The following is a 23,253-nucleotide window of genomic DNA, read 5'->3' on the forward strand; positions in this document are numbered from 1 at the left end:
TGACGAGGGGTCGGAGAGATCGGCCCCGTTGCGTTCGGCGCCCTGCGGGGATCACCCCGACACACACCCGACCCCGCCCCAACCGGCCCGGCTGCGCCGACTTTCAGCCCTGCCGCACCAACTCCAGCCTGGCCGCACCATCCAGCTTCGCCGTACACATTCAGCCTCGGCCGCACAAATTCAGCCCCTCCGGCGTTTGAGGAGCGGGTCCGGGCAGAGCCCGGTGGGGTCCGGGGCGGAGCCCCGATCTTTGAGCCGCACCATTCACCGGCGCCGCACCACTCCAGCCTCCGCCGCACAAATTCAGCCTCGCCGGCGTTTGAGGCGCGGGGTCCGGGGCGGAGCCCCGATCTTTGAGCCGCACCACTCCAGCCCTGCTGCACCACTCCGACCCGCCGCACAAATTCAGCCCCTCCGGCGCTTGAGGAGCGGGGTGCGGGGCGGAGCCCGCGCAGCGGCGGCACACCGGGAAACGGCAGACGGCAAGGCCCGAAAGCGACGGCCTAGTCGAAGCGGATGTGCCGCACGCCGATCAGCGCCCGCCGAATCCGCCCCCGCAACGCCCCGTCGGTGTCCGGCGCCAGGTCCAAGCCCGCAGACGCGGCCACCCGGTCGGCGACCTCGGACACGGTCAGCCGGTCAGTGGTCACGTGCTGCGCGAACTCGGGCGCGCGCAGTGCCTCCAGGCACCCTTCCAGCCGGGCCACCGCAAAGCTCTCCCGCTTCAGCCCGCGCCCCAGCCCCCGCTCCCGCAGCCGCCGCAGCACCGTCTCCCGCCGCGCCAGCAGCGCGAAATGCCGTACGTCGTGCCCCTGTTCCCGCAGCCGCCCCACGGTCTGCGCGAAATAGGCCGGCTCCGTGACCGTCATCGGCACCAGCAGCACCCCCGGATGCCGCCGCGCCGCGAGGTCCAGTACCTCGAACACCCCCTGGCGCCAGGCCGGAAGGTCCTGGAAATCGCCGCGCAGCGCGGGCGGCAGCATCCGGTGGAGCCCGAACCCGACGTGCTCGGGATCGCACACGACGCTTCCCGGCAGCCGCCGGTGCACCTCGTACGCCGTCTGCGTCTTCCCACCCCCGAAGGGCCCGTTGAGCCAGACGATCACCGGGTCACCGCCGTCCACGGGCCGATGCCCAGCTTCCCGGTGTTCCCGAGGTCGAACGGCCGGGCCAGCCGCAGCCACAGCCGGGGCGCTCCGGGGCGGGGCGCGATCTCCAGCACCGGCACCGTCGTGGCCGTCACGGTCGCGTCGGTGACGAGGTTGCGCCACACCACCGACCACGACGCGGCCTGTCCCGGTGCCAGCGTCACCCGTTCCGGGGCCGCCTCGATGTTCGGCACGCCCGTGGTGATCCCCTCCGCGCCGTGCACCACGGTGACGTCCAGCGGATCGTTGCGGCCGTCCCGCAGCGACACCTCCGGGTAGCCCTCCAGTACGTAGGGCTCCGTACCGCAGTTGACCAGCTGGAAGCCCTCCACGCGCAGCCCCATCGCCGCGTCCCCGCCCGTCTCGACGAGCCGGACCCCGCCCTCGGGGCACTTTTCGTGAGGCGTCCGATCCGGGGCGGGCGAGCTCCGGTTCGGCGTGGGTCTGACCTGCGGCCCGAGGGTCGGCCCCGGCGCGGCCCGCGGCGCCGGCGGCGTACTGCACCCCGCCACCACCCCCGCAACGACCACGCCCCCGACAACGCCACGCACCCACCGCTTCCCGATCACCCACCGACCCTACGACGCCCCGCCACTGGCCCACCCAACGCCTCGGCCGGTTCCGGCAGGAGGCTCCGACCCCCGGGCGGTTTCGGCGGGGTCGGGTGTGTGCCGGGGCGATCCCCGCAGGGCGCCGAACGCAACAGGCCTCCGCTCTCCGACCCCTCGCCACGTTCGGTGTCCGAGGAGACGTCCCGGCGCGCGCCCGGCCCCGCCGAAACCGCCCCACCCCACCCGGCCCAGCCCGCGCCGTCCGTGCTTCGGCCGCGCCCGTGGCCCGCCAAGCCCCGGAGGATCCGACCCGCGGCGCGCGGGCCCGGCGACGCGCGGGCCAATCCGTGCCGATTGGCCCGCCCCGGCAGGGCGCGGCGCGCCTACCGTGCCCCCATGGACCGTACGCTCGCCGCCGACCTCGCCCGGCTCCCCGACCTGCTCGAAGCCACCCGCCGCGCCGCCGCCGACGCGCTCGCCACCCTGGACGCGCGTCCCGTCGTACCGCCCGCCGGCAAGCGGCCCCCCGGCCCCAACCCCGACCCCGCCCCCGAACCCCTCCCCGAGCACGGCACCGGCACAGCCGCCGCCCTCACCGCCTTCCGCGCGCGCTGGGAGCCGCGCCTCTCCGCCTCCGCCGGCCCCCGCTACCTCGGCTTCGTCACCGGCGGAGCCACCCCCGCCGCCCTCGCCGGGGACTGGCTCACCGCCGCCCACGACCAGAGCTCCAACTCCGCCCTCGACGGCGCCGGCCAGGACCTCGAACGCGAGACCGTCGGCTGGCTCCGCGAGCTCTTCCACCTCTCCGCCGCCCACACCGGCACCTTCGTCAGCGGCGCCACCATGTCCAACACCACCGGCCTCGCCATCGCCCGCGAATGGCTCGGCGAACGCCTCGGCGTCTCCCCGGCCGACGACGGCGCAGCCGCCCTCGGCCCGGTCCGCGTCCTCTCCGGCGCCCCGCACTCCTCCATCGCCAAGGCCCTCTCGGTCCTCGGCCTCGGCCGCAGCTCCCTCGTACGCGTCCCGACCCTGCCCGGCCGCGAGGCCGTGGACCCGGCCGCCCTGGACCGCGCCCTCGCCGACACCCCCGGCCCGGCCGTGGTCGTCGCCAACGCGGGCACCGTCAACACCGTCGACTTCGACGACCTCCCCGCCATCACCGCCCTGCGCGAACGCCACGACTTCTGGCTGCACACCGACGCCGCGTTCGGCGCCTTCGCCGCCCTCTCCCCGGACCACGCGCACCTCGCCGCCGGCCTCGACGCCTCCGACTCCCTCTGCGTCGACCTGCACAAGTGGCTCAACGTCCCCTACGACAGCGCCGTCCAGTTCACCCGCCGCCAAGACCTCCAGGCCCGCGTCTTCCAGAACTCCGCCGCCTACCTCGGCCCCCTCGGCGACCACCCCGACCTCGTCCACCTCACCCCGGAGAACTCCCACCGGCTGCGCGCCCTCGCCGCCTGGTTCACGCTCCGCGCGTACGGCCGCGAAGGCCACCGCGAGATCGTCGAACGCGACATCGCCTGCGCCCGCGCCCTGGGCACCGCACTGGACGAGGACCCCGCCTTCACCCTCCTCGCCCCGGTCCGCCTCAACGTCGTCTGCTTCACCCTCGCCGACACCCCCACCGCGGCCCGGCTGACCGCCCTGCGCGAGGCCGCGGCCGCCGAGGTCTTCGTCACCCCGACCGTCTACGGTGGAACCCCCGCCCTGCGCGCCGCGTTCTCCAACTGGCGTACCACGCAGGCGGATGTACGCCGGGCCGCGGAGGCCCTCGGCGCGGCGGCAAGGGAGATCGCATGACGGACAACCCCCTGACCCTCATCGAGGTGGAGGCCCTCGCGCGCACCGCGCACGAAGGCCAGACGGACAAGGCCGGCCGGCCCTACGCCGAGCACCTGGCGGCCGTGGCCGAGGGAGTCCGCCTGCGCGGCGGCAGCCCCGAACAGCAGGCGGCGGCCTGGCTCCACGACGCGATCGAGGACGATGCCCTCAGCCTCACCTGGCTGGATTCCGCCGCCCTTCCCCCCTCGGTGAAGGACATGATCCTCGCGGTCACCAAGCGCCCCGGCGAACCGGTCGAGCAGTACACGGCCCGCATCCTCGCCACGCCCGGCGCCCTCCTCGTCAAGGAGGCCGACCTGGCGCACAACGCCGACCCCGTACGCCTCTCCGTACTGGACGGTCCCACGCGCGATCGGCTGTCCGCGAAGTACGCGTATGTCCGGTCCCTGCTCGGTCTCACCACCCCATAACCCGGGCCCCGCGCCCGAAACATGCCCGGCGCACATGTGGTTGGCGGAAACGGAACCACGGCGATTCGCCACCCGGCGGATAGCCGGGGCCCGTTGGTGGGAGGATGGTCCATGTGGGGGTGTGCCTGGCCGCGCGCCCCGGGCCGACCAGGGGACGACCGAAGGTGTGATCAGTAGTGGCCATTTCGCTGTCAGTGGTGGTTCTGTTGGCGGTCATCCTGGTGGTGCTGATCCGCGGCAACCACATCAAGACGGGCCCCGCCATCGTCGCGGCCCTCTTCGGCTTCTTCCTCGCATCCAGCTCGATCGCGGACGACGTGAACCGTTTCCTCAACTCCCTCGCGACGATGATCGCCAACATCAAACTCTGACCCGGCCCTTCGTCTTCAGACCGGGCAACGGGAACCACACCCGCGCAACCGGTTCCGAAGATCGCGTACGCACAAGAGGCCCCCCGAACGCTCCCCGGCATTCCCCCCGGAGCGTTCGGAGGGCAGATCCTCATGCCCGCTCGACTGCGTGAGGCGCCCTGCCCCTGAAAAGGGCACGCTGTACGCCCCAGGGACGGCTCGAACGTCTGTGAACATCCGGACGGAGCGGGTCGGAGAGTTCTGCCCGCAGGGCAGCCTCCAGCAGCGCAAGCCCTTCTTCCACGGCCTCAAGAGGTGGCCGCCCCGTTGTCGGCGTGCGCCTGAGGACCACGAGCTGGGCGGCGGAGAACCTGCCCTGCAGATCCTCAATGGCAGTCCGAACCGGCTCGGATGCTATGAGCGAAGCCTCGACGCCCCACTTGTAGGCACTTCCCCGAGCCTCCGAGAGCCGCCCGTCGTCCTCGTCGCGCCAGATGGAAACCAACGAGTCGTGCCAGCCGTTCGTCGCGATCAGGAGATCGCGATACAGGCCCTTCTTGTCATCCAGCCAACGCACTCGTTCCTCGTACGCCCGCTGCTCTCGCTGTTGGCGTAGCTGCCCCCGCTGGGCGAGCCAGGCCCCTGCGAAGCCGGCCATCGCGCCTACGGTTGTGCCTGCAAGTCCCGTCAGAGCCGCGTCCATGGCCGCTTCTTAGCAGACGGAGAGCCCCGCCCGTCGGTCAAAGGACGAGATCCACGCAGCCCCCGCCTGCGTGGCCTTCACCTCTGCCGGCCGTCCTGGACCCGGAGACCAGCCAGTGACGACGGGCGCGCGCACAGCCTCAGTTCGCCGTTCGGGTGGATATCCAAGGTCACGGCGTCGAGCAGGCTCCCGATCGGCGGGAACTCGTCCGAGGTCAGGTGCCTGCGTTCGTCGGTCAGCAGGACGAAGTCGACGAAGGCGGCGACGTCGGATCGGGGCTTGACGATGGAGACCTCTACGCCGAAGCGCCCTCGGTGCCCGGTGACCTCACATCGAACGACCTGGTCCGGGTGAAGCCCGATGCTCGCCCAAAGATCGTCCATCTCCCCGCCTCTCGTACGGAACGACGAAGGGCCAGGTTCAGGAGAACTCCCTGACCTGGCCCTTTTGTGCTTCAGAGTGGGTGGCGGGAATCGAACTCGCTTAGCTGGTTAGGAAGATCGCGTACGCGCCTACCCGCTCACCGGCCAAGTCCCTGGCCTGCACCTTACGGCCAGCCTCCCCGCGTCTCCCCGACACTCCCCGCCCGAGGCCCCCGCGCGGCCACGCGGGGGACACGGCCCGCCGGGGCCTTGGGGGGATGGCGTCGGCGAGTGGCATACACGGTTGTGGTACATCGCTACCGGAACCCACAGCCGGCAACGAACCTCGTCGAAGCCGCTTAGTCGCGCTTGGGCCAAACGGGGCCCTGGTCGGTCCAGGTGACGCCCTTGTTGCGGCACAGGCAGAAGGGGTGGCCGATCGGGTCGGTGTAGACCTGCCAGCCGTAGCCGTTGGGGCCGATGAAGTCCTGCCTCAGCGTCGCGCCGAGGTCGAGGACGCGGCGCTGCTCGGACTCGATCTCGTCCACTTCGAAGTCGAGGTGGAACTGCTTGGGGTGCTCGCTGTCGGGCCACTGCGGAGCGCGGTAGTCGTCCACCCGGATGAATGCCAGCTCGATCTCGCCGAACTGGATGCCGGCCCAGTCCTCAGAGCTGCCTTCCTTGATCGGACGGCCCGTCACCTCGGAGTAGAAAGTTGCCAGCTTCATCGTGTCCGGGCAGTCGATAATGAAATCGGTGAGTCGCAGCATCCCGCGATCTTGGCACAACCTCACACCCGACTTCGAGAGCAGGCCCTTCGCCCCCAGATCCCGTTCACCAGGGGCGGCCAGGGTTGTCCCGCAGGTGCGGATCGGCAGCGGACTTCGGCGGAGCCGATTAGAGCGAGTCGTCACGCTCCAGAACGAGGCCGGACGAGCCGTCCTCAAGGTCAACGCCCGCATCGAGGTGCAGGTGGCGCCCGTCCCGTACGCCGGGGCCGGCGAGCTCCAACAGCCGCTCCGCGAGGACGCGAAGCCCTTCGGCGTTGGCCTTGATGTGAGCCTCGCCGGCTGAGCTCTGCACCTTGATCAGCGGTTCATCCATGCAGCCACGCTAATGCCGGGCGGCCACGAAACGGGTTGCAGCATGTCCGCGCTGGCGGCCGACAGGGATCTCGTGGACGATCTCGCACAGTGCGGCGGGGACGACGATGTCCGCCGTCTCCACGGGCCGCCCCTGGTCGCTGTAATACCTCCGCCGGATGCGGGTGACCAGAGCGGCCTTCTGGATCCCGGGGAGCGATGCCTCCTCCGCGCTCGCCTGTCGCGGCCCCGGATGCTCGACGGCGCGGCTGACCGTGATCCCGATCTCGGCCATCCGGTTCACGACGCCAACGCCGGCATGCGGCCCACCCTCCGGCAGGACGACGAGCGTGCCCGCGGTGAGTCCGTGCGGCTCCCAGCTCGTCGACAACTGAACCGGCCGCTCATCGGCGAGGAACTCATAGACCGTACGCACGCACAGGTCGCGTCGACGAGGCTCGGCGACGTACGTGCCCGACCCCGCGCGCCCCTCCAGCACTCCCTGGGAGATCAGCAACGCGCCCAGGCGTCCCCAGCCGCCGCACCCGTTGGCCTCCCCGTGATCTGCGAGGCTTGCGACTGCCCCTGCCACACCCCGGACACTGCACTGGCCCCGCGGCAGGTGAACCAATGAGCGGCTGGGCTCCCAGCGGCGCCTTCGCCGCCAACATCGAGATCAGTTCGATCAGCGTGCGTCGCGGCGACGTTGTCCAGATCGGCGGCCAAGCGTGCCGCGTGACCGCCCTCGTCCAACTGCCCGCCGGCGCCAAACGGCGGTTCTCGAGTCAGGCGAGGCGCTGACGATGCACGCTCGTCCCCGTCCTCACCTGCGACAGAGCGGACGCCCTCTTCACCACCCGCCTCGTGACCGAGGAGAGGAGCTCGAAGGAGTGACCGAGAGAAACGAACTGCGCCTCCTCCCATGGTCGGGCCTCGAAGACAAGCCCTGCTACCTGAGCGCCGACACTCCCACCGGCTACCTGTCCCGCCTCGCCGACAACACCGAAGAGATCCAGCTCGGCTTGGGATCCGAGCTCCTGGCCCAGGCCCTCGAAGTGCTCGCCGACACGAATTCGGCCTGACCGGAGCCCTCCGGAATGCAGTCCGAGTAGCAACCAGCCGCGGCCACCGCCTCCCGCACCCAGCGCACTCCGCCCACGAAGGAGCGTCGGCGCACCTCAGAGAGCAAGAGCTCACACGAATCAACGGAGCGGCCCCAAACCTAGTCAGGAAGGTGCCGCAAGACAGGGTGGGGCGAAGACTGGGAGTAGGTCCTACGGAGTGGGTTAACCGTGCAGTTCGATCTTGACGGCACTGACGAATTGCGCTTCTTTCTCGCGGAATTGGTGAACGGCATCGAGGTATGAGCTGCTCGATGTCGGAGGATGAGATGACCATCCCTCTAGTAGTGCTCTGAACTCGCCGTCGTCCAGAGTGTCCGGTGGCAATGTGCTCCAGGCGTCGCGGCAGGACCGTTCCGCAGCTCGGCCCTCATGAGTATTCTGCCTACCCGGCTCATCGAGTTCTGATCGGAAAGTGGAGCGGAGGTTAGCCAGTGCCTCCATGAGTCTCACAGCAGCAGCGCTCACATCTGGCGATTGGTGATCCAATGTCCGGCCGAGCTTGCTCCACGCTCTCTCGTACGTTGCCTGCTTCCCGAGGTGATAGCCCATCGAGTGTGCGGCATCGGTCATGCCTGCAGCAGGGGCGGCAACGTCGTCAGGCCCTTCTAGCTCAATCACCGTTTGAGCCGCCTTAAGGTTCGCGAGAGCGTCGTAAATATCAGCCTTCCCGGCTCTGATGGTCTCCGCTGATATCTCCTCCTCGTTGTTCGCGACGAATCGCTCACCCAACTCCTGCACTCGATTGGCAGTGAGGAGGAAGGAGGCATAGGCGTCCCTCTGGATGCCACGACGCCATTGCAGGTGAGCGGCGTTCGCCTGGGCGCGAACAGCGTCCAGCGCTGCACGGTATGTAGACTCGGCTTGAGCCAGCCCCGCTTTGCTTGTGGCCTCCGCCGTACGCAAGCCGGCCTTCATCTGCCATCGGCCAATCAGCATGGTCGTCGGAATCCCGATGCTCGCTACGACGGCCGCAGACAGCGCGCCTATCCCCTCAAGGTCCATGCTGGTTATGGTGCCGCAAGCGAAGGGCGTGGCCGCGTGACCTTGGTCGGCGGAGCTGCTTTGGGGCGGCTCTGTATAAGCGCGAGTATCTGCACGGCTCGTTCAGTGCGTCGCCGACTGCGCCACCATACGCGCGAGTCGCCTCCGCGACGGGCTGTGCCACCTGCCAGCCAGGTCCACGTGGCGACCTCCGTGGCGACGAGGTGCTAGTACGCAGAGATTTCCCCGCCCCTTGTACGGAGCTGGCGTGCCGACAAGCTGGCCGCCGGCACCGGGCCCACCACCGTCGCCAAGGCCTACGCCCTGCTCCGGGCCATCCTGGGGACGGCCGTGTCCGACGAGCTGATCCGGCGGAACCCCTGCCAGGTGAAGGGGGCCAGCAGCGTCCGCACGCCGGAACGGCCGACCGCCACGGTCGAGGAGGTCTACGCGCTGGCCGAGGCGATCCAGCCGCGCTACCGCGCCCTCGTGCTCATGGCCGGGCGAGACGTGGACCTGGAGCACCGGACCGTACGGGTCCGGCGGGCCGTCGCCGAACTGAGCAACGGGCAGCGGGAGATCAAGGCGCCGAAGAGTGCCGCCGGCAAGAGGACGGTCTCCATCCCCGGCGTGATCCTCCCGGACCTCCACGAGCACCTGAAGCGATACGCCGAGGCCGGCGCCGACGGGTGTGTCTTCGTCGGGGCCAAGAGAGCGACCCCGCGCTGCATTTTCATGACCTTCGGCAGACGGGCAACACGCTCGCCGCGTCAACAGGTTCCAGCACAAGGGAGTTGATGACGCGCATGGGCCACAGCACCGCTCGTGCCGCACTGATTTACCAGCACGCGAGCGCCGATGCGCTCAGTGGGCTGGTGCAGGCGGGGCGCAAGGGTGCGAAGGGGCAACTCGGCAGGACTGCCGAAGCGGACGGCTGAACACGGCATTCGTGCGGGCGACCCGGGCCAGGCCGGGGATATTCCTGCGGCCTGGCCCTGAGTCGTGGATGCGGATCAGCTTTCGGTGTCCGAATCGCTGACCGGCGGCGCGACCTCCTGCCAGTCGGTGACCGGCTTGGTGCGGAACATGCCCCGGTACACCTCACGCGTCAGCACCACGGCACCCTCGCCGTACTCGTGCAGCTCCTCGAAGGCTTCCTCCGCGGACTCGTACACGAACTTCCGCCCCTTGGCGTTGCGGATGATCCATTCCCGGTCGTGACTGACCCCGAGTGCCATGCCGGCGCTCATGCGATACCCCCTGGACAGTGGGCGCTGATCGTACTGGCAGGCACGTGGCGAGTGAGGGGCACGCGGGGGGCACGCGCGAGTGATCCGGGCCCCGGGAATGACCAAGGGCCAGGTCGAGGAAACGTCCTCTGACCTGGCCCTTTGTGGTTCAGAGCGGGTGACGGGAATCGAACCCGCGTAGCTAGTTTGGAAGACTAGTGCTCTACCATTGAGCTACACCCGCAACGCGCGCGCCGCAGGTACGGGACCGCGGCACGGACAGCATCCTAGCGGGTCGTACAGGGGGAGCGCACACCACATTTCGCGCGCACGCCCCGGACGAGCCCGAAACGCATCGGGAAACCCCGCACATCAGAGGGTCTCCGGGCATGTACCCTACGTGTCGCACCGACGGGGTGTGGCGCAGCTTGGTAGCGCGTCCGCTTTGGGAGCGGAAGGTCGTCGGTTCGAATCCGGCCACCCCGACCAGCAGCAGTGTCTCCACAAGATCGCGTTGTGGGCTGATTGCCGCTTGCGGCTACTATGCAAGCTGCGTGCCCGTGTGTCTGATGTACCGGGCCGAAGTCCGCTGAACCGCTGAATCGCAGCGAGACGGCAGATCCCCCAGAAGTCAGCCACAAGGAGACCGAACCGTGAAGAGCGCCGTGGAGACCCTGAACCCGACTCGGGTTCGGCTCACTGTTGAGGTGCCCTTCGAGGAGCTCAAGGACAGCCTCGACGCGGCGTACAAGAAGATCAACCAGCAGGTCACGGTGAAGGGCTTCCGCAAGGGCAAGATCCCGGCCCGCGTCATCGACCAGCGCTTCGGCCGCGGTGCGGTGCTGGAGGAGGCCGTCAACGACGCCCTCCCGAAGTTCTACACCGAGGCCGTCAACGAGGCCGACCTGAACCCGCTGGGCCAGCCCGAGGTGGACATCACGGAGCTGAAGGACGGCGAGCTGCTGGCCTTCACCGCCGAGGTCGACGTCCGTCCCGAGATCGAGATCCCGGACTACTCCGGCATCGAGGTCGAGGTCGACGCCATCGAGGTCTCCGACGAGGACGTCGAGAAGTCGGTCGAGCAGCTGCGCGGCCGTTTCGGCTCCACCAAGGACGTCGAGCGCGCCGCCGCCGACGGTGACGTCGTCACCATCGACCTGGAGGCCAAGGTCGACGGCGAGGTGCTGCCCGACGGCGTCGCCTCCGACGTCGCGTACACCATCGGCTCGGGCGAGCTCCTCGAGGGCATCGACGAGGCCGTCACGGGCCTGGAGGCCGGTGGCGAGGCCACCTTCACCTCCCAGCTGAAGGGCGGCTCCGCCGAGGGCAAGGACGCCGAGGTCACCGTCAAGGTCACCAAGGTCTCCGCCAAGGAGCTCCCGGAGCTGGACGACGAGTTCGCGCAGATGGCGAGCGAGTTCGACACCCTTGAGGACCTCAAGGCGGACAGCCGCAAGCGCCTCGAGAACATGAAGCAGTACGACCAGGCCACGCAGGCCCAGGAGCGCGTCCTGGAGAAGCTGCTGGAGCTCGTCGAGGTCCCGATCCCCGAGAAGCTCCTCGCGGACGAGGTCCAGACCCGCAAGCACAACCTGGAGCACCACCAGCTCGGCCAGATGGGTCTGACCATCGAGAAGTACCTGGAGTTCCAGGGCAAGACGGTCGAGGAGTTCGACGCCGAGACCTCCGAGCAGGCGATCAAGGGCATCAAGACCCAGTTCGTCCTCGACGCGCTGGTCAACAAGGAGAAGCTGGGCGTCAACCAGGAGGAGCTCACCGAGCACCTCATGCGCCGTGCCCAGTCCTCCGGCATGTCCCCCGACCAGTTCGCCCAGGCGGTCGTCGAGGGTGGCCAGGTTCCGATGCTCGTCGGCGAGGTCGCCCGCGGCAAGGCCCTCGCGGTCGTCGTCGAGGCCGCCAAGGTCGTCGACACCAACGGTGACGTCGTGGACCTGTCCGACGAGGACGAGGAGACGGCCGTCGAGACCGTCGAGGCCACCGTCGACGGTGACGACGAGGTCAAGGCCGACGAGGCCAAGTAACACCCCGGGCGAAGCCCACTGAGCAGTGCCCCGAAGGGCCCGTACGCAGCCGCGTCCGGGCCCTTCGGCCTGGCGCCCCAACGGCCCCGGGACCTTGCGCTCCGAGCGAACAGTTCGGGAAGCGGGATGGCGTTGTCCGACCTGCGCGTTAGGGTCCATGAATACGAGGGCACGTGAGTACCCGGGCGCCGGCGGACTCGTCCGCACCGGCCGGACCGCGCCCCAGAACGAGACGCTGAGACGGCACATGGCCGTCGGAGACGAGCAGGTGGATACGTGACGAATCTGAAGCCTTACGCCGCGGGTGAGCCGTCCATCGGTGGCGGCCTCGGCGACCATGTCTACAACCGGCTGCTCGGCGAGCGCATCATCTTCCTCGGCCAGCAGGTTGACGACGACATCGCGAACAAGATCACCGCACAGCTCCTGCTCCTGGCCGCCGAGCCGGAGAAGGACATCTACCTCTACATCAACAGCCCCGGTGGCTCCGTGACGGCCGGCATGGCCGTCTACGACACCATGCAGTACATCCCCAACGACGTCGTGACCATCGGCATGGGCATGGCGGCCTCGATGGGGCAGTTCCTGCTCACCGGTGGCGCCAAGGGCAAGCGCTTCGCCCTGCCGAACACCGACATCCTGATGCACCAGGGCTCCGCCGGCATCGGTGGCACCGCGTCGGACATCAAGATCCAGGCCCAGTACCTGCTGCGCACCAAGCAGCGGATGGCCGAGATCACCGCGTTCCACTCGGGCCAGACCGTCGAGGCGATCATCCGCGACGGTGACCGCGACCGCTGGTTCACCTCCCAGGAGGCCAAGGACTACGGCCTCATCGACGAGATCATCTCGGCCGCGTCCAACGTTCCGGGCGGCGGCGGCACCGGGGCCTGATCCCGGCACCACCGTCAGTACCCAGCAGTCGACAGCCCGCAGAACGCCACCAGGATGGTGAACACCCAGATGCAGAACAACTTCTCCGCGAGCGCCAACGGCCTCTACACCGGCCCGCAGGTGGACAACCGCTACGTCATCCCGCGCTTCGTCGAGCGCACCTCGCAGGGCGTGCGCGAGTACGACCCGTACGCGAAGCTCTTCGAGGAGCGCGTGATCTTCCTCGGCGTGCAGATCGACGACGCCTCCGCCAACGACGTCATGGCGCAGCTGCTGTGCCTGGAGTCGATGGACCCCGACCGCGACATCTCGATCTACATCAACAGCCCCGGTGGCTCCTTCACCGCGCTGACGGCGATCTACGACACGATGCAGTTCGTGAAGCCGGACATCCAGACGGTCTGCATGGGCCAGGCGGCCTCCGCCGCCGCGGTCCTGCTCGCCGCCGGCACCCCCGGCAAGCGCATGGCCCTGCCGAACGCCCGTGTGCTGATCCACCAGCCCTCCGGCGGCACCGGCCGTGAGCAGCTCTCCGACCTGGAGATCGCGGCCAACGAGATCCTGCGCATGCGCGACCAGCTGGAGACCATGCTGGCCAAGCACTCGACGACGCCGATCGAGAAGATCCGCGACGACATCGAGCGCGACAAGATCCTGACGGCCGAGGACGCGCTCGCGTACGGCCTGATCGACCAGATCATCTCCACCCGCAAGAGTTCGCACTGATCCTTGCCGCCAGTTGGCGTGGAACCGCCGCCGGATTCGGCGATGTGAACCACGTCAAGGGGGCCCCGCACGGGGCCCCCGGCAAGGTACCGTCGGATATGAGGCACCAGGAGCGCTGAACCAGGCGTCTCCCAGGCGAAGGGGAAGCACCTCGTGGCACGCATCGGTGACGGCGGCGACCTGCTCAAGTGCTCGTTCTGCGGAAAGAGCCAGAAGCAGGTGAAGAAGCTCATCGCAGGACCCGGTGTGTACATCTGCGACGAGTGCATCGACCTCTGCAACGAGATCATCGAAGAAGAGCTCGCGGAGACCTCCGAGGTCCGGTGGGAGGAACTCCCCAAGCCCCGTGAGATCTACGAGTTCCTGGAGAGCTACGTCGTCGGCCAGGAGCCGGCGAAGAAGGCTCTCTCCGTAGCGGTCTACAACCACTACAAGCGGGTCCAGGCCGGCGAGAACGGCGGCGCGCAGGGCCGGGACGACGCGATCGAGCTCGCGAAGTCCAACATCCTGCTGCTGGGCCCCACGGGCTCCGGCAAGACGCTGCTCGCGCAGACCCTCGCCCGCATGCTGAACGTCCCGTTCGCCATCGCCGACGCGACGGCGCTGACGGAGGCCGGGTACGTCGGCGAGGACGTCGAGAACATCCTGCTGAAGCTGATCCAGGCCGCCGACTACGACGTCAAGAAGGCCGAGACCGGGATCATCTACATCGACGAGATCGACAAGGTGGCCCGCAAGAGCGAGAACCCGTCGATCACGCGCGACGTGAGCGGCGAGGGCGTGCAGCAGGCCCTCCTGAAGATCCTGGAAGGCACGACCGCCTCCGTACCGCCGCAGGGCGGCCGGAAGCACCCGCACCAGGAGTTCATCCAGATCGACACGACGAACGTGCTCTTCATCGTGGGCGGCGCCTTCTCCGGCCTGGAGAAGATCATCGAGTCGCGTGCGGGCGCCAAGGGCATCGGCTTCGGGGCGACGATCCGCTCGAAGCGCGAGATCGAGGCCAGCGACCAGTTCCAGGAGGTCATGCCGGAGGACCTGGTGAAGTTCGGGATGATCCCCGAGTTCATCGGCCGCCTCCCCGTGCTGACCTCCGTGCACAACCTGGACCGGGAGGCCCTGCTCCAGATCCTGATCGAGCCGCGCAACGCCCTGGTGAAGCAGTACCAGCGGCTGTTCGAACTCGACGGTGTGGAGCTGGACTTCGAGCGCGAGGCCCTCGAGGCCATCGCCGACCAGGCGATCCTCCGCCAGACCGGCGCGCGCGGCCTGCGCGCCATCATGGAAGAGGTCCTCATGTCGGTGATGTACGAGGTCCCGTCCCGCAAGGACGTGGCCCGCGTGGTCATCACGTCCGACGTGGTCCGCTCCAACGTCAACCCGACGCTGGTCCCCCGGATCGTCCCGAAGGACCAGGGCCCGCACGAGAAGTCCGCGTAGCCCGCAGAGCAGCATGCAGAAGGGGCGCCCCCGGCCGGGGGCGCCCCTTCTGCATGTCCTGCCGTGCCGCTACTTCTTGACGCGGGCGGTGTTGTAGAGCTTCGCGGCGAGCTCCGCGGTCTGCTCCTGGGTGTAACCCGACTTGCCGGAGAGCAGCGAGGCCATCTCCATGGAAGTGACCGTGCTCAGGGTGCTGTAGTCACCCCAGATGCAGATCGGGACCGTGAACTCCTTCGGCCCCTTGACGGTCGTGTCCTTCGAGGTGAACTTGGCTTCCTGGCACTTGAGCACGGCGCCCTTGAAGTTGGCCGGGCTCATCGTCTTGGGGCTCCCGACGAGGTCGACCGTGGACTTGCTGTCGTCCTTGGTGCCCTGCAGCTTGGCCAGGGCGAAGTACGCGTCCACCGCCTTCTCCGGGTCCGCGATCTCGCCGTAGACGCCCGAGAAGTTGAGGAGCTTCCCGGCCAGCGGGTTGCTCGGGTCACCGGACTGGTAGGTCATCCCCACCTGGGTGGGGTTCTTGACGCCCACCGCCTCGGCTTCCTTCTTGTCCTTGTCGGTGAAGGGCTTTTCCTTGTACTTCGGGTCCTTCTTGAAGTCGTCCACCGACTCCGGGGCGACCAGCTTGTAGCCCTTGGTGTCGGCCGCGATGTCGCCGCCCGCGCCGCCGCCCTTCGTGAAGTACCAGCCGGCGCCCGCGACGACCGCGACCGCGACGACCGCGGCGATGATCACCCCGGCCTTGGACTTCTTCGGCGGCTGCCCGCCGTACGGAGCCTGCTGCTGCGGGTAGCCGTACGCCGGCGTCGGCGGCTGCTGCGGGTAGCCCTGCGGGGGAACGCCCGGCTGCTGCGGGTAGCCGTAGCCCGGCTGCGGGGCGGGCTGGCCGTAGGGCCCGGGCTGGGGGGCGGGCTGGCCGTACGGATTCGGCTGCGCGGGCTGCTGCCCGTACGGTCCCGGCTGCTGAGGCTGCTGCCCGTAGGGCCCTGGCTGGTTGTAACTCATCCCGCGTCCCCCAATGAGGTTGGCTATCCGTTTTGCTTATCCGTTCCACACATCCTGGCGGAAGGGGATGGCGCCCGGGGCGGCGGGCCCCCTCATTACCGGTTTCATGACTGGACTGTTACGGCCGTAAACTGTGGCCCGTGACCGAGAACACGCAGACACCCAGCAGCCCCAACTCCGAATTGCCGACCGCGTACACGCCGGCCGAGGTAGAGGGGAAGCTCTACGAGCGCTGGGTAGAGCGTGGGTATTTCGAGGCCGACGCGAAGAGCGAGAAGCCGCCGTACACCATCGTCATCCCGCCGCCGAACGTCACCGGCTCGCTCCACCTGGGCCACGCCTTCGAGCACACGCTCATCGACGCCCTGACCCGCCGCAAGCGCATGCAGGGCTTCGAGACGCTGTGGCAGCCCGGCATGGACCACGCCGGCATCGCCACCCAGAACGTCGTCGAGCGTGAGCTCGCCAAGGAGGGCAAGTCCCGCCACGACCTGGGCCGCGAGGCGTTCGTCGAGCGCGTCTGGCAGTGGAAGGGCGAGTCCGGCGGGCAGATCTCCGGCCAGATGCGCCGCCTCGGTGACGGTGTCGACTGGTCGCGCGAGCGGTTCACCATGGACGAGGGCCTCTCCGAGGCCGTCCAGACCATCTTCAAGAAGCTCTACGACGACGAGCTCATCTACCGGGCCGAGCGCATCATCAACTGGTGCCCGCGCTGCCTCACCGCGATCTCCGACATCGAGGTCGAGTACCAGGACGACGAGGGCGAGCTCGTCTCCATCCGGTACGGCGAGGGTGACGCCTCCATCATCGTGGCGACCACCCGCGCCGAGACGATGCTCGGCGACACCGCCGTCGCCGTCCACCCGGAGGACGAGCGCTACAAGCACCTCGTCGGCACCGAGATCGAGCTGCCGCTGACCGGCCGCCGCATCCCGGTCGTCGCGGACGAGCACGTCGACCCGGAGTTCGGCACCGGCGCCGTCAAGGTGACCCCGGCGCACGACCCGAACGACTTCGAGATCGGCCAGCGCCACGGCCTGCCGAACCTCGCCGTCATGGACGAGCACGCCATCATCACGGCCCACGGCCCCTTCCAGGGCCTGGACCGGCTGGAGGCCCGCTCCGCCATCGTCGCCGCGCTGCGTGCCGAGGGCCGGATCGTCGCCGAGAAGCGCCCGTACACCCACTCCGTCGGCCACTGCTCGCGCTGCAAGACCACCATCGAGCCGCGTCTGTCCATGCAGTGGTGGGTCAAGGTCGGCCCGCTCGCCCAGGCCGCCGGTGACGCGGTCCGCGACGGCCGGGTCAAGATCCACCCGCAGGAGATGGAGAAGCGCTACTTCGACTGGGTCGACAACCTCCACGACTGGTGCATCTCGCGCCAGCTGTGGTGGGGCCACCGCATCCCCGTCTGGTACGGCCCGAACGGCGAGGTCGTCTGCGTCGGACCGGACGAGCAGCCGCCCGCGGGCGAGGGCTGGACCCAGGACACCGACGTCCTCGACACGTGGTTCTCGTCGGGCCTGTGGCCCTTCTCCACGCTCGGCTGGCCGAACCGGACCGAGAGCCTGGCGAAGTTCTATCCGAACTCCGTCCTGGTCACCGGCTACGACATCCTCTTCTTCTGGGTCGCCCGGATGATGATGTTCGGCCTGTACGCGATGGACGGCACCCCGCCGTTCCACACCATCGCCCTGCACGGCATGGTCCGTGACGAGCGCGGCAAGAAGATGTCGAAGTCCTTCGGCAACGCGGTCAACCCGCTGGACTGGATGGACCGGTACGGCTCCGACGCCGTCCGCTTCACCCTGGCCCGCGGCGCCAACCCGGGCGTCGACGTCCCGATCGGCGAGGACTGGGTCCAGGCGTCCAGCAAGTTCGCCAACAAGATCTGGAACGCCACGCGCTTCGCGCTGATGAACGGCGCCACGATCGAGGGCGAGCTGCCGGCCGTCGAGGAGATGTCGGCGACCGACCGTTGGATCCTGTCGCGGCTCAACAAGACCGTGGCCGAGGTCGACGCGTTCTACGACGACTACCAGTTCTCGAAGCTGTCGGACTCCCTCTACCACTTCGCGTGGGACGAGGTCTTCGACTGGTACGTGGAGCTGTCGAAGACGACCTTCTTCGCGGGCGGCGAGCAGGCCAAGGCCTCCGCCCGGGTCCTCGGCGAGGTCCTCGACGTCATGCTGCGCCTGCTGCACCCGGTGGTCCCGTTCGTCACCGAGACCCTGTGGACCACGCTGACCGGTGGCGAGTCCCTCGTGATCGCCGACTGGCCGAAGGACAGCGGCTTCCGCGACGCGGCCGCCGAGGCCGAGATCGAGGCCGTCCAGAGCCTGGTCCGTGAGGTCCGCCGGTTCCGCAGGGAGCAGAACCTCGACGACAAGCAGAAGGTCCCGGGCCGCCTGGACCTGTCGGGCACGACGCTGGGCCTGCACGAGGCCGCCATCCGCCAGCTGCTGCGCCTGCAGCCGGAGGGCGAGGGCTTCGAGGCCACCGCGACCCTCCCGGTCGGCGGTGCCACCGTCGCGCTCGACCTGTCGGGCACGATCGACATCCCGGCGGAGCGCAAGCGGCTGAGCAAGGACCTGGCCGCCGCCGAGAAGGAGAAGCAGCAGGCCGAGGCGAAGCTGGGGAACGAGGCGTTCATCGCCAAGGCCCCCGACAACGTCGTGGACAAGATCAAGGGCCGGCTCGCCAAGGCCGAGGCGGACATCACGCGCCTCCAGGCCCAGCTGGCCGCGCTGCCCGCCGCCTAGCGGTCCGCAGGAACAGGCACAGGGCGAAGGCCCCCACACCGTCGGTCGGTGCGGGGGCCTTCGCCGTATCCCTTCCCCGTGCGGGGGACGGCGTCACAGCAGGCGGGTGCCGAACCGCGCCAGGACCAGCGCGGCCGGCACCGCGTACCCGGCCGGCGGCACCAGCCAGTGCGGGAGCGCGCCGGGAGCAAGGTCGCGGGAGGCCGGGACCGGACCTCCGACCTGTCCGAAGTGCCCTAAATCACTGCGTTTTCGGTCTCCGTCGATCCGATCCGATCCGCTGACCACGGATGATGGAGGGCATGCGCGTCCAGCCCCTCGTCTCGGCGTACCACCGGTGGGTGGCCTCCGGCCGCCGGCTCACCGAGAGCTGGGCCGGATCGCCGCGGGCGCTGGACGTGCTCACGGCACTGAGCTGCCTCGGCCTGATGGCCCTCGACCTGCCGGGACTCGCCGCCGCCGACAACTCGCTGAGCGGGCCCGCCGCCGCCGTCGTGCTCGCCGTGGGCTGCGCGAGCCTGCTGGTGCGCCGCCGGACGCCCTGGATCTCGTACGTGGCCGCGCTGCTCTTCATCGGATGGCTGCACGAGCTGACCCTGATCCAGTTCGCGCTGTACTCGGTGGGCCGCTACCGGGGCCGGCGGGCCGCCGTCCTGGCCACCATCGGGTATGTCGGCTTCGCGCTGCTCCTGTTCTCCTGCGTGCCGGGCTGGGCGGCGGACAAGGCCGAGACGCTCAGCGGCTTCCTCAGCCTGTTCGTGCCCATCGGGGTGCTCGCCGCGGCGGTGGGCATCGCCGCCTACCGGCACGACCTGGTGGGGGAGCTCACCGCCCGGCGGGCCGAGTCCGCCGTGCTCCAGGCCGTCCAGCAGGAGCGCACCTCCGTCGCCCGCGACGTCCACGACTTCGTCGGGCGGGAGCTGACCTTGCTGACGGTGCGTTCCGAGGTGCTGTCGGTACGGGCGCGCGAGACGACGCACGCGAAGGACTTCGAGGAGCTGGCCGACACCGCGCGCCGGGCCCACCTGGTGCTCAACGAGATCATCGTGCAGCGCGGGGAGCGGGCCGCGACCCCGGGCGTGGACGGGCTGGCCGCGCTGGCCGAGGAGAGCGGGCGGGCGGGGTCGCCCGTACGGCTCGCCATGGACCGGGAGGTGCACGGGCTGTCGCCGCTGCGGCAGGCGGCGGTCTACCGGGTGGTGCAGGAGTGCCTGACCAACGCCGCCAAGCACGCGCACGGGGAGACCATCGAGGTGTCGATCGCGGCGGACGGACCCCGGCTGCGGATCGCCGTGAGCAACGCGCTGCCGGCCCGGACCCCGGGCCGGGCCCCCGTCTCGGCGGGCTCCGGCACGGCGAGCATGTCCGAGCGCGTACGCAGCCTGGGCGGGACCCTGACGGCGCGGCGCACGCAGGACGCGTACGAGGTCGTGGCCACGCTCCCGCGCGGCTAGATCTGTCCGGGACCTCAGGCCTTCGCGGGGACCAGCAGGCTGCCCAGTGTGTCGAGGTCCTCCACGCACCGGCCGGAGCCCAGCGCCACGCAGTCCAGCGGGTTGTCCGCCACGAAGACGGGGATGCCGGTCGCGGAGGCCATCCGCAGGTCCAGTCCGGGGAGCAGGGCGCCGCCGCCGGTCAGGACGATGCCGTGCTCCATCACGTCGCCGGACAGTTCGGGCGGGCACTCCTCCAGGGTGGTGCGCACGGCGGCGATGATCGCCTCGACCGGCTCGTCGAGGGCCGCCCGGACGTCCGCGGCGCCCAGCTCCAGCGTCTTGGGCATGCCGCCGACCTTCTCGCGGCCGCGCACGGTGAAGGTGCGCGTCTCCAGCTCCGGCCGGTCCGGCACCGGCCAGGCCGAGCCGATGGCGAGCTTGACGTCCTCGGCGGTGCGCTCCCCGATGAGCAGCGCGTGCCGCTTGCGCACGTGGTCGATGATCGCGGCGTCGAGCCGGTCCCCGCCCACGCGCAGCGACTGGGAGGTGACGATGCCGCCCAGGGAGATGACGGCGACCTCGGAGGTGCCGCCGCCGATGTCCACGACCATGGAGCCGCGGGGTTCGGCCACGGGCAGTCCGGCGCCGATCGCCGCCGCCATCGGCTCCTCGATCAGGTGCACGGCCTTGGCGCCGGCCCGGGTGGAGGCGTGGATGATGGCCCGCCGCTCGACGGGGGTGACCCCGGACGGTACGCAGATCACCATGCGGGTGCGGGGCCGGCGGCCGGGGACGGCCTTGCGCACGAAGTGCCGGATCATCTCCTCGGCCGCCTCGTAGTCGCAGATCACACCGCCCTTGAGGGGACGGATCGCGGTGATGGAGCCGGGGGTGCGGCCGATGGTCTCCTTGGCGTCCGCCCCGACGGCCAGGGCGGTGGTGGTGCCCGCCTTGACGGCGACCACGGACGGCTCATTGAGGACGATCCCGTGGCCCCGTGCGTAGACGAGGGTGTTCGCGGTCCCCAGGTCTATCCCTGTGTCGCGGCTGGAAGCCGTCTTGTTGGTACTGGCCTGCGGCATTTGTTCCCCTATCTGCTGCCCGCAAGGCTTGCATAACGATCCGGTCGCTCTTGCCGCCGAAAGTCCCCAAACGGCCGGGCCGAAAGTCCTCGGGGTCCCCGTCCGTAGACTGGCCCTGTGAGTGAGCAGCAGCCCGAGAGCCACGACCGCGACGACAACGACGACCTCGCCGGCACCTTCGACGAGTTCGACCAGATCGTGGCGGAAGAGTCCGACCGCGACCCCGACCTGGCGGTGATCGAGGCCGGCAGCCGTACCCTGCGCGCCCAGGCCGGTCCGCCCCAGGGCGACCCGGTACCCGCCCCGCCCGTCGACCCGGAGGTCGCGAAGGCGCTGCTGGAGGTGGAACAGGAGCTTTCCACCCGCTGGGGCGAGACCAAGCTCGAACCATCGGTGTCGCGGATCGCGGCGCTGATGGACGTGCTGGGCGAGCCGCAGCGCGCGTACCCCTCCATCCACGTCACCGGCACCAACGGCAAGACGAGCACGGCCCGCATGATCGAGTGCCTGCTGAACGCCTTCGAGCTGCGCACCGGGCGCTACACCAGCCCGCACGTGCAGTCGATCACCGAGCGGATCAGCCTCGACGGGGCGCCGATCAGCGCCGAGCGGTTCGTCGAGACGTACCACGACATCAAGCCGTACATGGAGATGGTCGACGCCGCCGAGGAGTTCCGGCTGTCGTTCTTCGAGGTGCTCACCGGAATGGCCTACGCGGCCTTCGCGGACGCGCCCGTCGACGTCGCGGTGGTCGAGGTCGGCATGGGCGGCAGCTGGGACGCGACCAACGTCATCGACGCCTCGGTCGCGGTGGTCACCCCGATCAGCCTGGACCACACCGACCGGCTCGGCTCCACGCCCGGCGAGATCGCCGTGGAGAAGGGCGGCGTCATCAAGCAGGACGCGACCGTGATCCTGGCGCAGCAGCCGGTGGACGCGGCGCAGGTGCTGCTGAAGAAGGCCGTGGAGGTCGACGCCACGGTGGCCCGCGAGGGCATGGAGTTCGGCGTCGTCTCGCGCGAGGTCGCCGTCGGCGGCCAGCAGCTGACGCTGCGCGGTGTGGGCGGGGAGTACGGCGGCATCTTCCTGCCGCTGTACGGCGCCCACATGGCGCACAACGCGGCGGTGGCGCTGGCGGCGGTTGAGGCCTTCTTCGGCATCGGCCAGGAGCACGCGCGGGTGCTGGACCTGGAGACCGTGCAGCGGGCCTTCGCCTCGGTGACCTCGCCGGGCCGCATGGAGGTCGTGCGGCGCAGCCCGACGGTGGTCCTGGACGCGGCGCACAACCCGGCGGGTGCCGCGGCGACGGCGGAGGCGGTGACCGAGTCCTTCGGCTTCAGCCGGCTGATCGGGGTCGTGGCCGCGAGCGAGGGCAAGGACGTCCGCGGGGTGCTGGAGGCCTTCGAGCCGATCTTCGCGGAGGTGGTGGTCACGGAGAACTCCAGCCACCGTTCGATGGGCGCGGACGAGCTGGCGGCCGTCGCGGTCGAGGTCTTCGGCGTGGACCGGGTGCAGGTGGAGCCGCGGCTGGACGACGCCCTGGAGGCGGCGATCACCCTGGCGGAGGACGAGGCCGAGTACGGAGGGGCCGGGGTCCTGGTGACCGGTTCCGTGATCACGGTGGGCGAGGCCCGCCTGCTGCTGAAGAGGGGCTGAGGATGCGCACGCTGTGTGCGAGCACGCTGATCGGCGAGTTCTTCGTGATCGGCTTCGCGGGGCTGGTGGCGATGAAGGACCCCGACCTGACCCAGGCCACGGTCTGGACGGTCTGCGGGGTCGCGATGCTGCTGTCGGTGCTGCTGTGCGGGATGCTGTCGCGTCCCGGGGCGGTCCAGCTGGGCTGGGCGCTGCAGATCGGTCTGATCGTGAGCGGGTTCGTCGTCCCGACGATGTTCTTCCTTGGCGCGGTGTTCGCCGGCCTGTGGTGGTGCTCGGTGCACTACGGCCGGAGGATCGACACGATCAAGGCGAGGTGGGCCGCCGCGCAGGAGGCGTCCGGGGCGTCCGGGGCCTCCACGGCGCCCGACACCGCGTGACGGATCCCCTTCGGGTCCGGCCGGGGACCGGCCGGACCGCCC

Annotated in this window: 26 protein-coding genes and 2 tRNA genes; 16 read left to right on the top strand and 12 right to left on the bottom strand. The window is 69.7% G+C overall.

Annotated features, from left to right (window positions below; all coding sequences use genetic code 11):
• Positions 1-503: 503 nt before the first annotated feature.
• On the bottom strand, positions 504-1,106 hold the full coding sequence (locus tag ACFYZ4_RS27150; RefSeq protein ID WP_390785197.1) for an AAA family ATPase: 603 nt from the start codon (positions 1,104-1,106) through the stop codon (positions 504-506).
• Positions 1,103-1,492: a DUF4232 domain-containing protein gene (locus tag ACFYZ4_RS27155; RefSeq protein WP_351302313.1), complete on the bottom strand. Its 390-nt coding sequence runs from the start codon at positions 1,490-1,492 to the stop codon at positions 1,103-1,105. Before ACFYZ4_RS27155 ends, ACFYZ4_RS27150 begins: the two co-directional genes overlap by 4 nt.
• A gap of 603 nt (positions 1,493-2,095) precedes the next feature.
• On the opposite strand from ACFYZ4_RS27155, the gene ACFYZ4_RS27160 reads away from it, so the two are divergent.
• The 3 genes from ACFYZ4_RS27160 to ACFYZ4_RS27170 all read left to right on the top strand — a co-directional run bounded on the left by ACFYZ4_RS27160 (position 2,096) and on the right by ACFYZ4_RS27170 (position 4,328).
• Positions 2,096-3,505 carry a pyridoxal phosphate-dependent decarboxylase family protein gene (locus ACFYZ4_RS27160; RefSeq protein ID WP_390785072.1) on the top strand — a complete coding sequence of 470 codons (1,410 nt, stop codon included), beginning with the start codon at positions 2,096-2,098 and terminating at the stop codon, positions 3,503-3,505.
• Positions 3,502-3,957: an HD domain-containing protein gene (locus tag ACFYZ4_RS27165; RefSeq protein WP_351302307.1), complete on the top strand. Its 456-nt coding sequence runs from the start codon at positions 3,502-3,504 to the stop codon at positions 3,955-3,957. Before ACFYZ4_RS27160 ends, ACFYZ4_RS27165 begins: the two co-directional genes overlap by 4 nt.
• Positions 3,958-4,133: 176 nt before the next feature.
• Positions 4,134-4,328 (top strand): membrane protein, encoded by a 195-nt coding sequence (locus tag ACFYZ4_RS27170; RefSeq protein WP_030008564.1) that lies wholly within the window; start codon positions 4,134-4,136, stop codon positions 4,326-4,328.
• Between the two features lie 130 nt (positions 4,329-4,458).
• Here the strand turns inward: ACFYZ4_RS27170 and ACFYZ4_RS27175 are convergent, their stop codons facing one another.
• From ACFYZ4_RS27175 to ACFYZ4_RS27195, 5 genes are all read right to left on the bottom strand, one after another.
• Entirely contained in the window at positions 4,459-5,010 is a 552-nt protein-coding gene (locus ACFYZ4_RS27175) for a hypothetical protein (protein ID WP_390785073.1), read from the bottom strand.
• A 77-nt stretch (positions 5,011-5,087) separates the two neighbouring features.
• A complete protein-coding gene (locus tag ACFYZ4_RS27180; protein WP_390785074.1) occupies positions 5,088-5,393 on the bottom strand; it encodes a hypothetical protein in 306 nt (101 codons plus the stop codon).
• A 338-nt stretch (positions 5,394-5,731) separates the two neighbouring features.
• Positions 5,732-6,142: a VOC family protein gene (locus ACFYZ4_RS27185; protein ID WP_351302298.1), complete on the bottom strand. Its 411-nt coding sequence runs from the start codon at positions 6,140-6,142 to the stop codon at positions 5,732-5,734.
• A 127-nt stretch (positions 6,143-6,269) separates the two neighbouring features.
• Positions 6,270-6,476, bottom strand: a complete 207-nt coding sequence (locus ACFYZ4_RS27190; RefSeq protein ID WP_390785075.1) for a hypothetical protein — start codon at positions 6,474-6,476, stop codon at positions 6,270-6,272.
• A 9-nt stretch (positions 6,477-6,485) separates the two neighbouring features.
• Positions 6,486-6,980, bottom strand: coding sequence for a UTRA domain-containing protein (locus ACFYZ4_RS27195; protein WP_390785198.1), 495 nt, complete (start codon positions 6,978-6,980; stop codon positions 6,486-6,488).
• Positions 6,981-7,084: 104 nt separating this feature from the next.
• Between ACFYZ4_RS27195 and ACFYZ4_RS27200 the strand changes: the two genes are divergently transcribed.
• Together ACFYZ4_RS27200 and ACFYZ4_RS27205 are read left to right on the top strand one after the other, a co-directional pair.
• On the top strand, positions 7,085-7,255 hold the full coding sequence (locus tag ACFYZ4_RS27200; protein ID WP_390785076.1) for a hypothetical protein: 171 nt from the start codon (positions 7,085-7,087) through the stop codon (positions 7,253-7,255).
• An 89-nt stretch (positions 7,256-7,344) separates the two neighbouring features.
• The gene (locus tag ACFYZ4_RS27205; RefSeq protein WP_390785077.1) at positions 7,345-7,536 is read left to right on the top strand and encodes a hypothetical protein; all 192 of its coding nucleotides are present in this window, start codon (positions 7,345-7,347) and stop codon (positions 7,534-7,536) included.
• Between the two features lie 204 nt (positions 7,537-7,740).
• Here the strand turns inward: ACFYZ4_RS27205 and ACFYZ4_RS27210 are convergent, their stop codons facing one another.
• Entirely contained in the window at positions 7,741-8,580 is an 840-nt protein-coding gene (locus ACFYZ4_RS27210; RefSeq protein WP_390785078.1) for a hypothetical protein, read from the bottom strand.
• Between the two features lie 330 nt (positions 8,581-8,910).
• Between ACFYZ4_RS27210 and ACFYZ4_RS27215 the strand changes: the two genes are divergently transcribed.
• Together ACFYZ4_RS27215 and ACFYZ4_RS27220 are read left to right on the top strand one after the other, a co-directional pair.
• Positions 8,911-9,357, top strand: coding sequence for a hypothetical protein (locus tag ACFYZ4_RS27215; RefSeq protein ID WP_390785079.1), 447 nt, complete (start codon positions 8,911-8,913; stop codon positions 9,355-9,357).
• An 8-nt stretch (positions 9,358-9,365) separates the two neighbouring features.
• Positions 9,366-9,497, top strand: coding sequence for a hypothetical protein (locus ACFYZ4_RS27220; protein WP_351302285.1), 132 nt, complete (start codon positions 9,366-9,368; stop codon positions 9,495-9,497).
• A gap of 75 nt (positions 9,498-9,572) precedes the next feature.
• Here ACFYZ4_RS27220 and ACFYZ4_RS27225 read toward each other — a convergent pair whose 3' ends face one another.
• Positions 9,573-9,809, bottom strand: a complete 237-nt coding sequence (locus ACFYZ4_RS27225) for a hypothetical protein (protein WP_351302282.1) — start codon at positions 9,807-9,809, stop codon at positions 9,573-9,575.
• Positions 9,810-9,961: 152 nt separating this feature from the next.
• Positions 9,962-10,032: transfer RNA gene (locus tag ACFYZ4_RS27230), tRNA-Gly, on the bottom strand.
• A 168-nt stretch (positions 10,033-10,200) separates the two neighbouring features.
• Between ACFYZ4_RS27230 and ACFYZ4_RS27235 the strand changes: the two genes are divergently transcribed.
• From ACFYZ4_RS27235 to clpX, 5 genes are all read left to right on the top strand, one after another.
• A tRNA-Pro gene (locus ACFYZ4_RS27235) sits at positions 10,201-10,277 on the top strand.
• Between the two features lie 164 nt (positions 10,278-10,441).
• Positions 10,442-11,830 carry a trigger factor gene (gene tig / locus ACFYZ4_RS27240; RefSeq protein WP_362852618.1) on the top strand — a complete coding sequence of 463 codons (1,389 nt, stop codon included), beginning with the start codon at positions 10,442-10,444 and terminating at the stop codon, positions 11,828-11,830.
• Positions 11,831-12,106: 276 nt separating this feature from the next.
• The gene (locus ACFYZ4_RS27245) at positions 12,107-12,724 is read left to right on the top strand and encodes an ATP-dependent Clp protease proteolytic subunit (RefSeq protein WP_326590747.1); all 618 of its coding nucleotides are present in this window, start codon (positions 12,107-12,109) and stop codon (positions 12,722-12,724) included.
• A 54-nt stretch (positions 12,725-12,778) separates the two neighbouring features.
• Positions 12,779-13,450 (top strand): ATP-dependent Clp protease proteolytic subunit, encoded by a 672-nt coding sequence (locus ACFYZ4_RS27250; protein WP_351302275.1) that lies wholly within the window; start codon positions 12,779-12,781, stop codon positions 13,448-13,450.
• A gap of 153 nt (positions 13,451-13,603) precedes the next feature.
• A complete protein-coding gene (gene clpX, locus ACFYZ4_RS27255; RefSeq protein WP_351302272.1) occupies positions 13,604-14,890 on the top strand; it encodes an ATP-dependent Clp protease ATP-binding subunit ClpX in 1,287 nt (428 codons plus the stop codon).
• Between the two features lie 69 nt (positions 14,891-14,959).
• Here clpX and ACFYZ4_RS27260 read toward each other — a convergent pair whose 3' ends face one another.
• A complete protein-coding gene (locus tag ACFYZ4_RS27260) occupies positions 14,960-15,895 on the bottom strand; it encodes a hypothetical protein (RefSeq protein WP_390785080.1) in 936 nt (311 codons plus the stop codon).
• A 140-nt stretch (positions 15,896-16,035) separates the two neighbouring features.
• On the opposite strand from ACFYZ4_RS27260, the gene ACFYZ4_RS27265 reads away from it, so the two are divergent.
• Positions 16,036-18,657 (top strand): valine--tRNA ligase, encoded by a 2,622-nt coding sequence (locus ACFYZ4_RS27265; protein WP_390785081.1) that lies wholly within the window; start codon positions 16,036-16,038, stop codon positions 18,655-18,657.
• A gap of 302 nt (positions 18,658-18,959) precedes the next feature.
• The gene (locus ACFYZ4_RS27270) at positions 18,960-20,111 is read left to right on the top strand and encodes a sensor histidine kinase (protein WP_384348907.1); all 1,152 of its coding nucleotides are present in this window, start codon (positions 18,960-18,962) and stop codon (positions 20,109-20,111) included.
• Positions 20,112-20,125: 14 nt separating this feature from the next.
• Here ACFYZ4_RS27270 and ACFYZ4_RS27275 read toward each other — a convergent pair whose 3' ends face one another.
• Entirely contained in the window at positions 20,126-21,175 is a 1,050-nt protein-coding gene (locus ACFYZ4_RS27275) for a rod shape-determining protein (protein WP_390785082.1), read from the bottom strand.
• 117 nt (positions 21,176-21,292) lie between these two features.
• On the opposite strand from ACFYZ4_RS27275, the gene ACFYZ4_RS27280 reads away from it, so the two are divergent.
• Positions 21,293-22,831 (top strand): bifunctional folylpolyglutamate synthase/dihydrofolate synthase, encoded by a 1,539-nt coding sequence (locus ACFYZ4_RS27280; protein WP_384348910.1) that lies wholly within the window; start codon positions 21,293-21,295, stop codon positions 22,829-22,831.
• 2 nt (positions 22,832-22,833) lie between these two features.
• On the top strand, positions 22,834-23,211 hold the full coding sequence (locus ACFYZ4_RS27285) for a DUF4233 domain-containing protein (RefSeq protein ID WP_384348913.1): 378 nt from the start codon (positions 22,834-22,836) through the stop codon (positions 23,209-23,211).
• Positions 23,212-23,253 lie beyond the last annotated feature (42 nt).

The organism is Streptomyces sp. NPDC001513 (assembly GCF_042894695.1).
Taxonomy (GTDB): Bacteria; Actinomycetota; Actinomycetes; order Streptomycetales; family Streptomycetaceae; genus Streptomyces.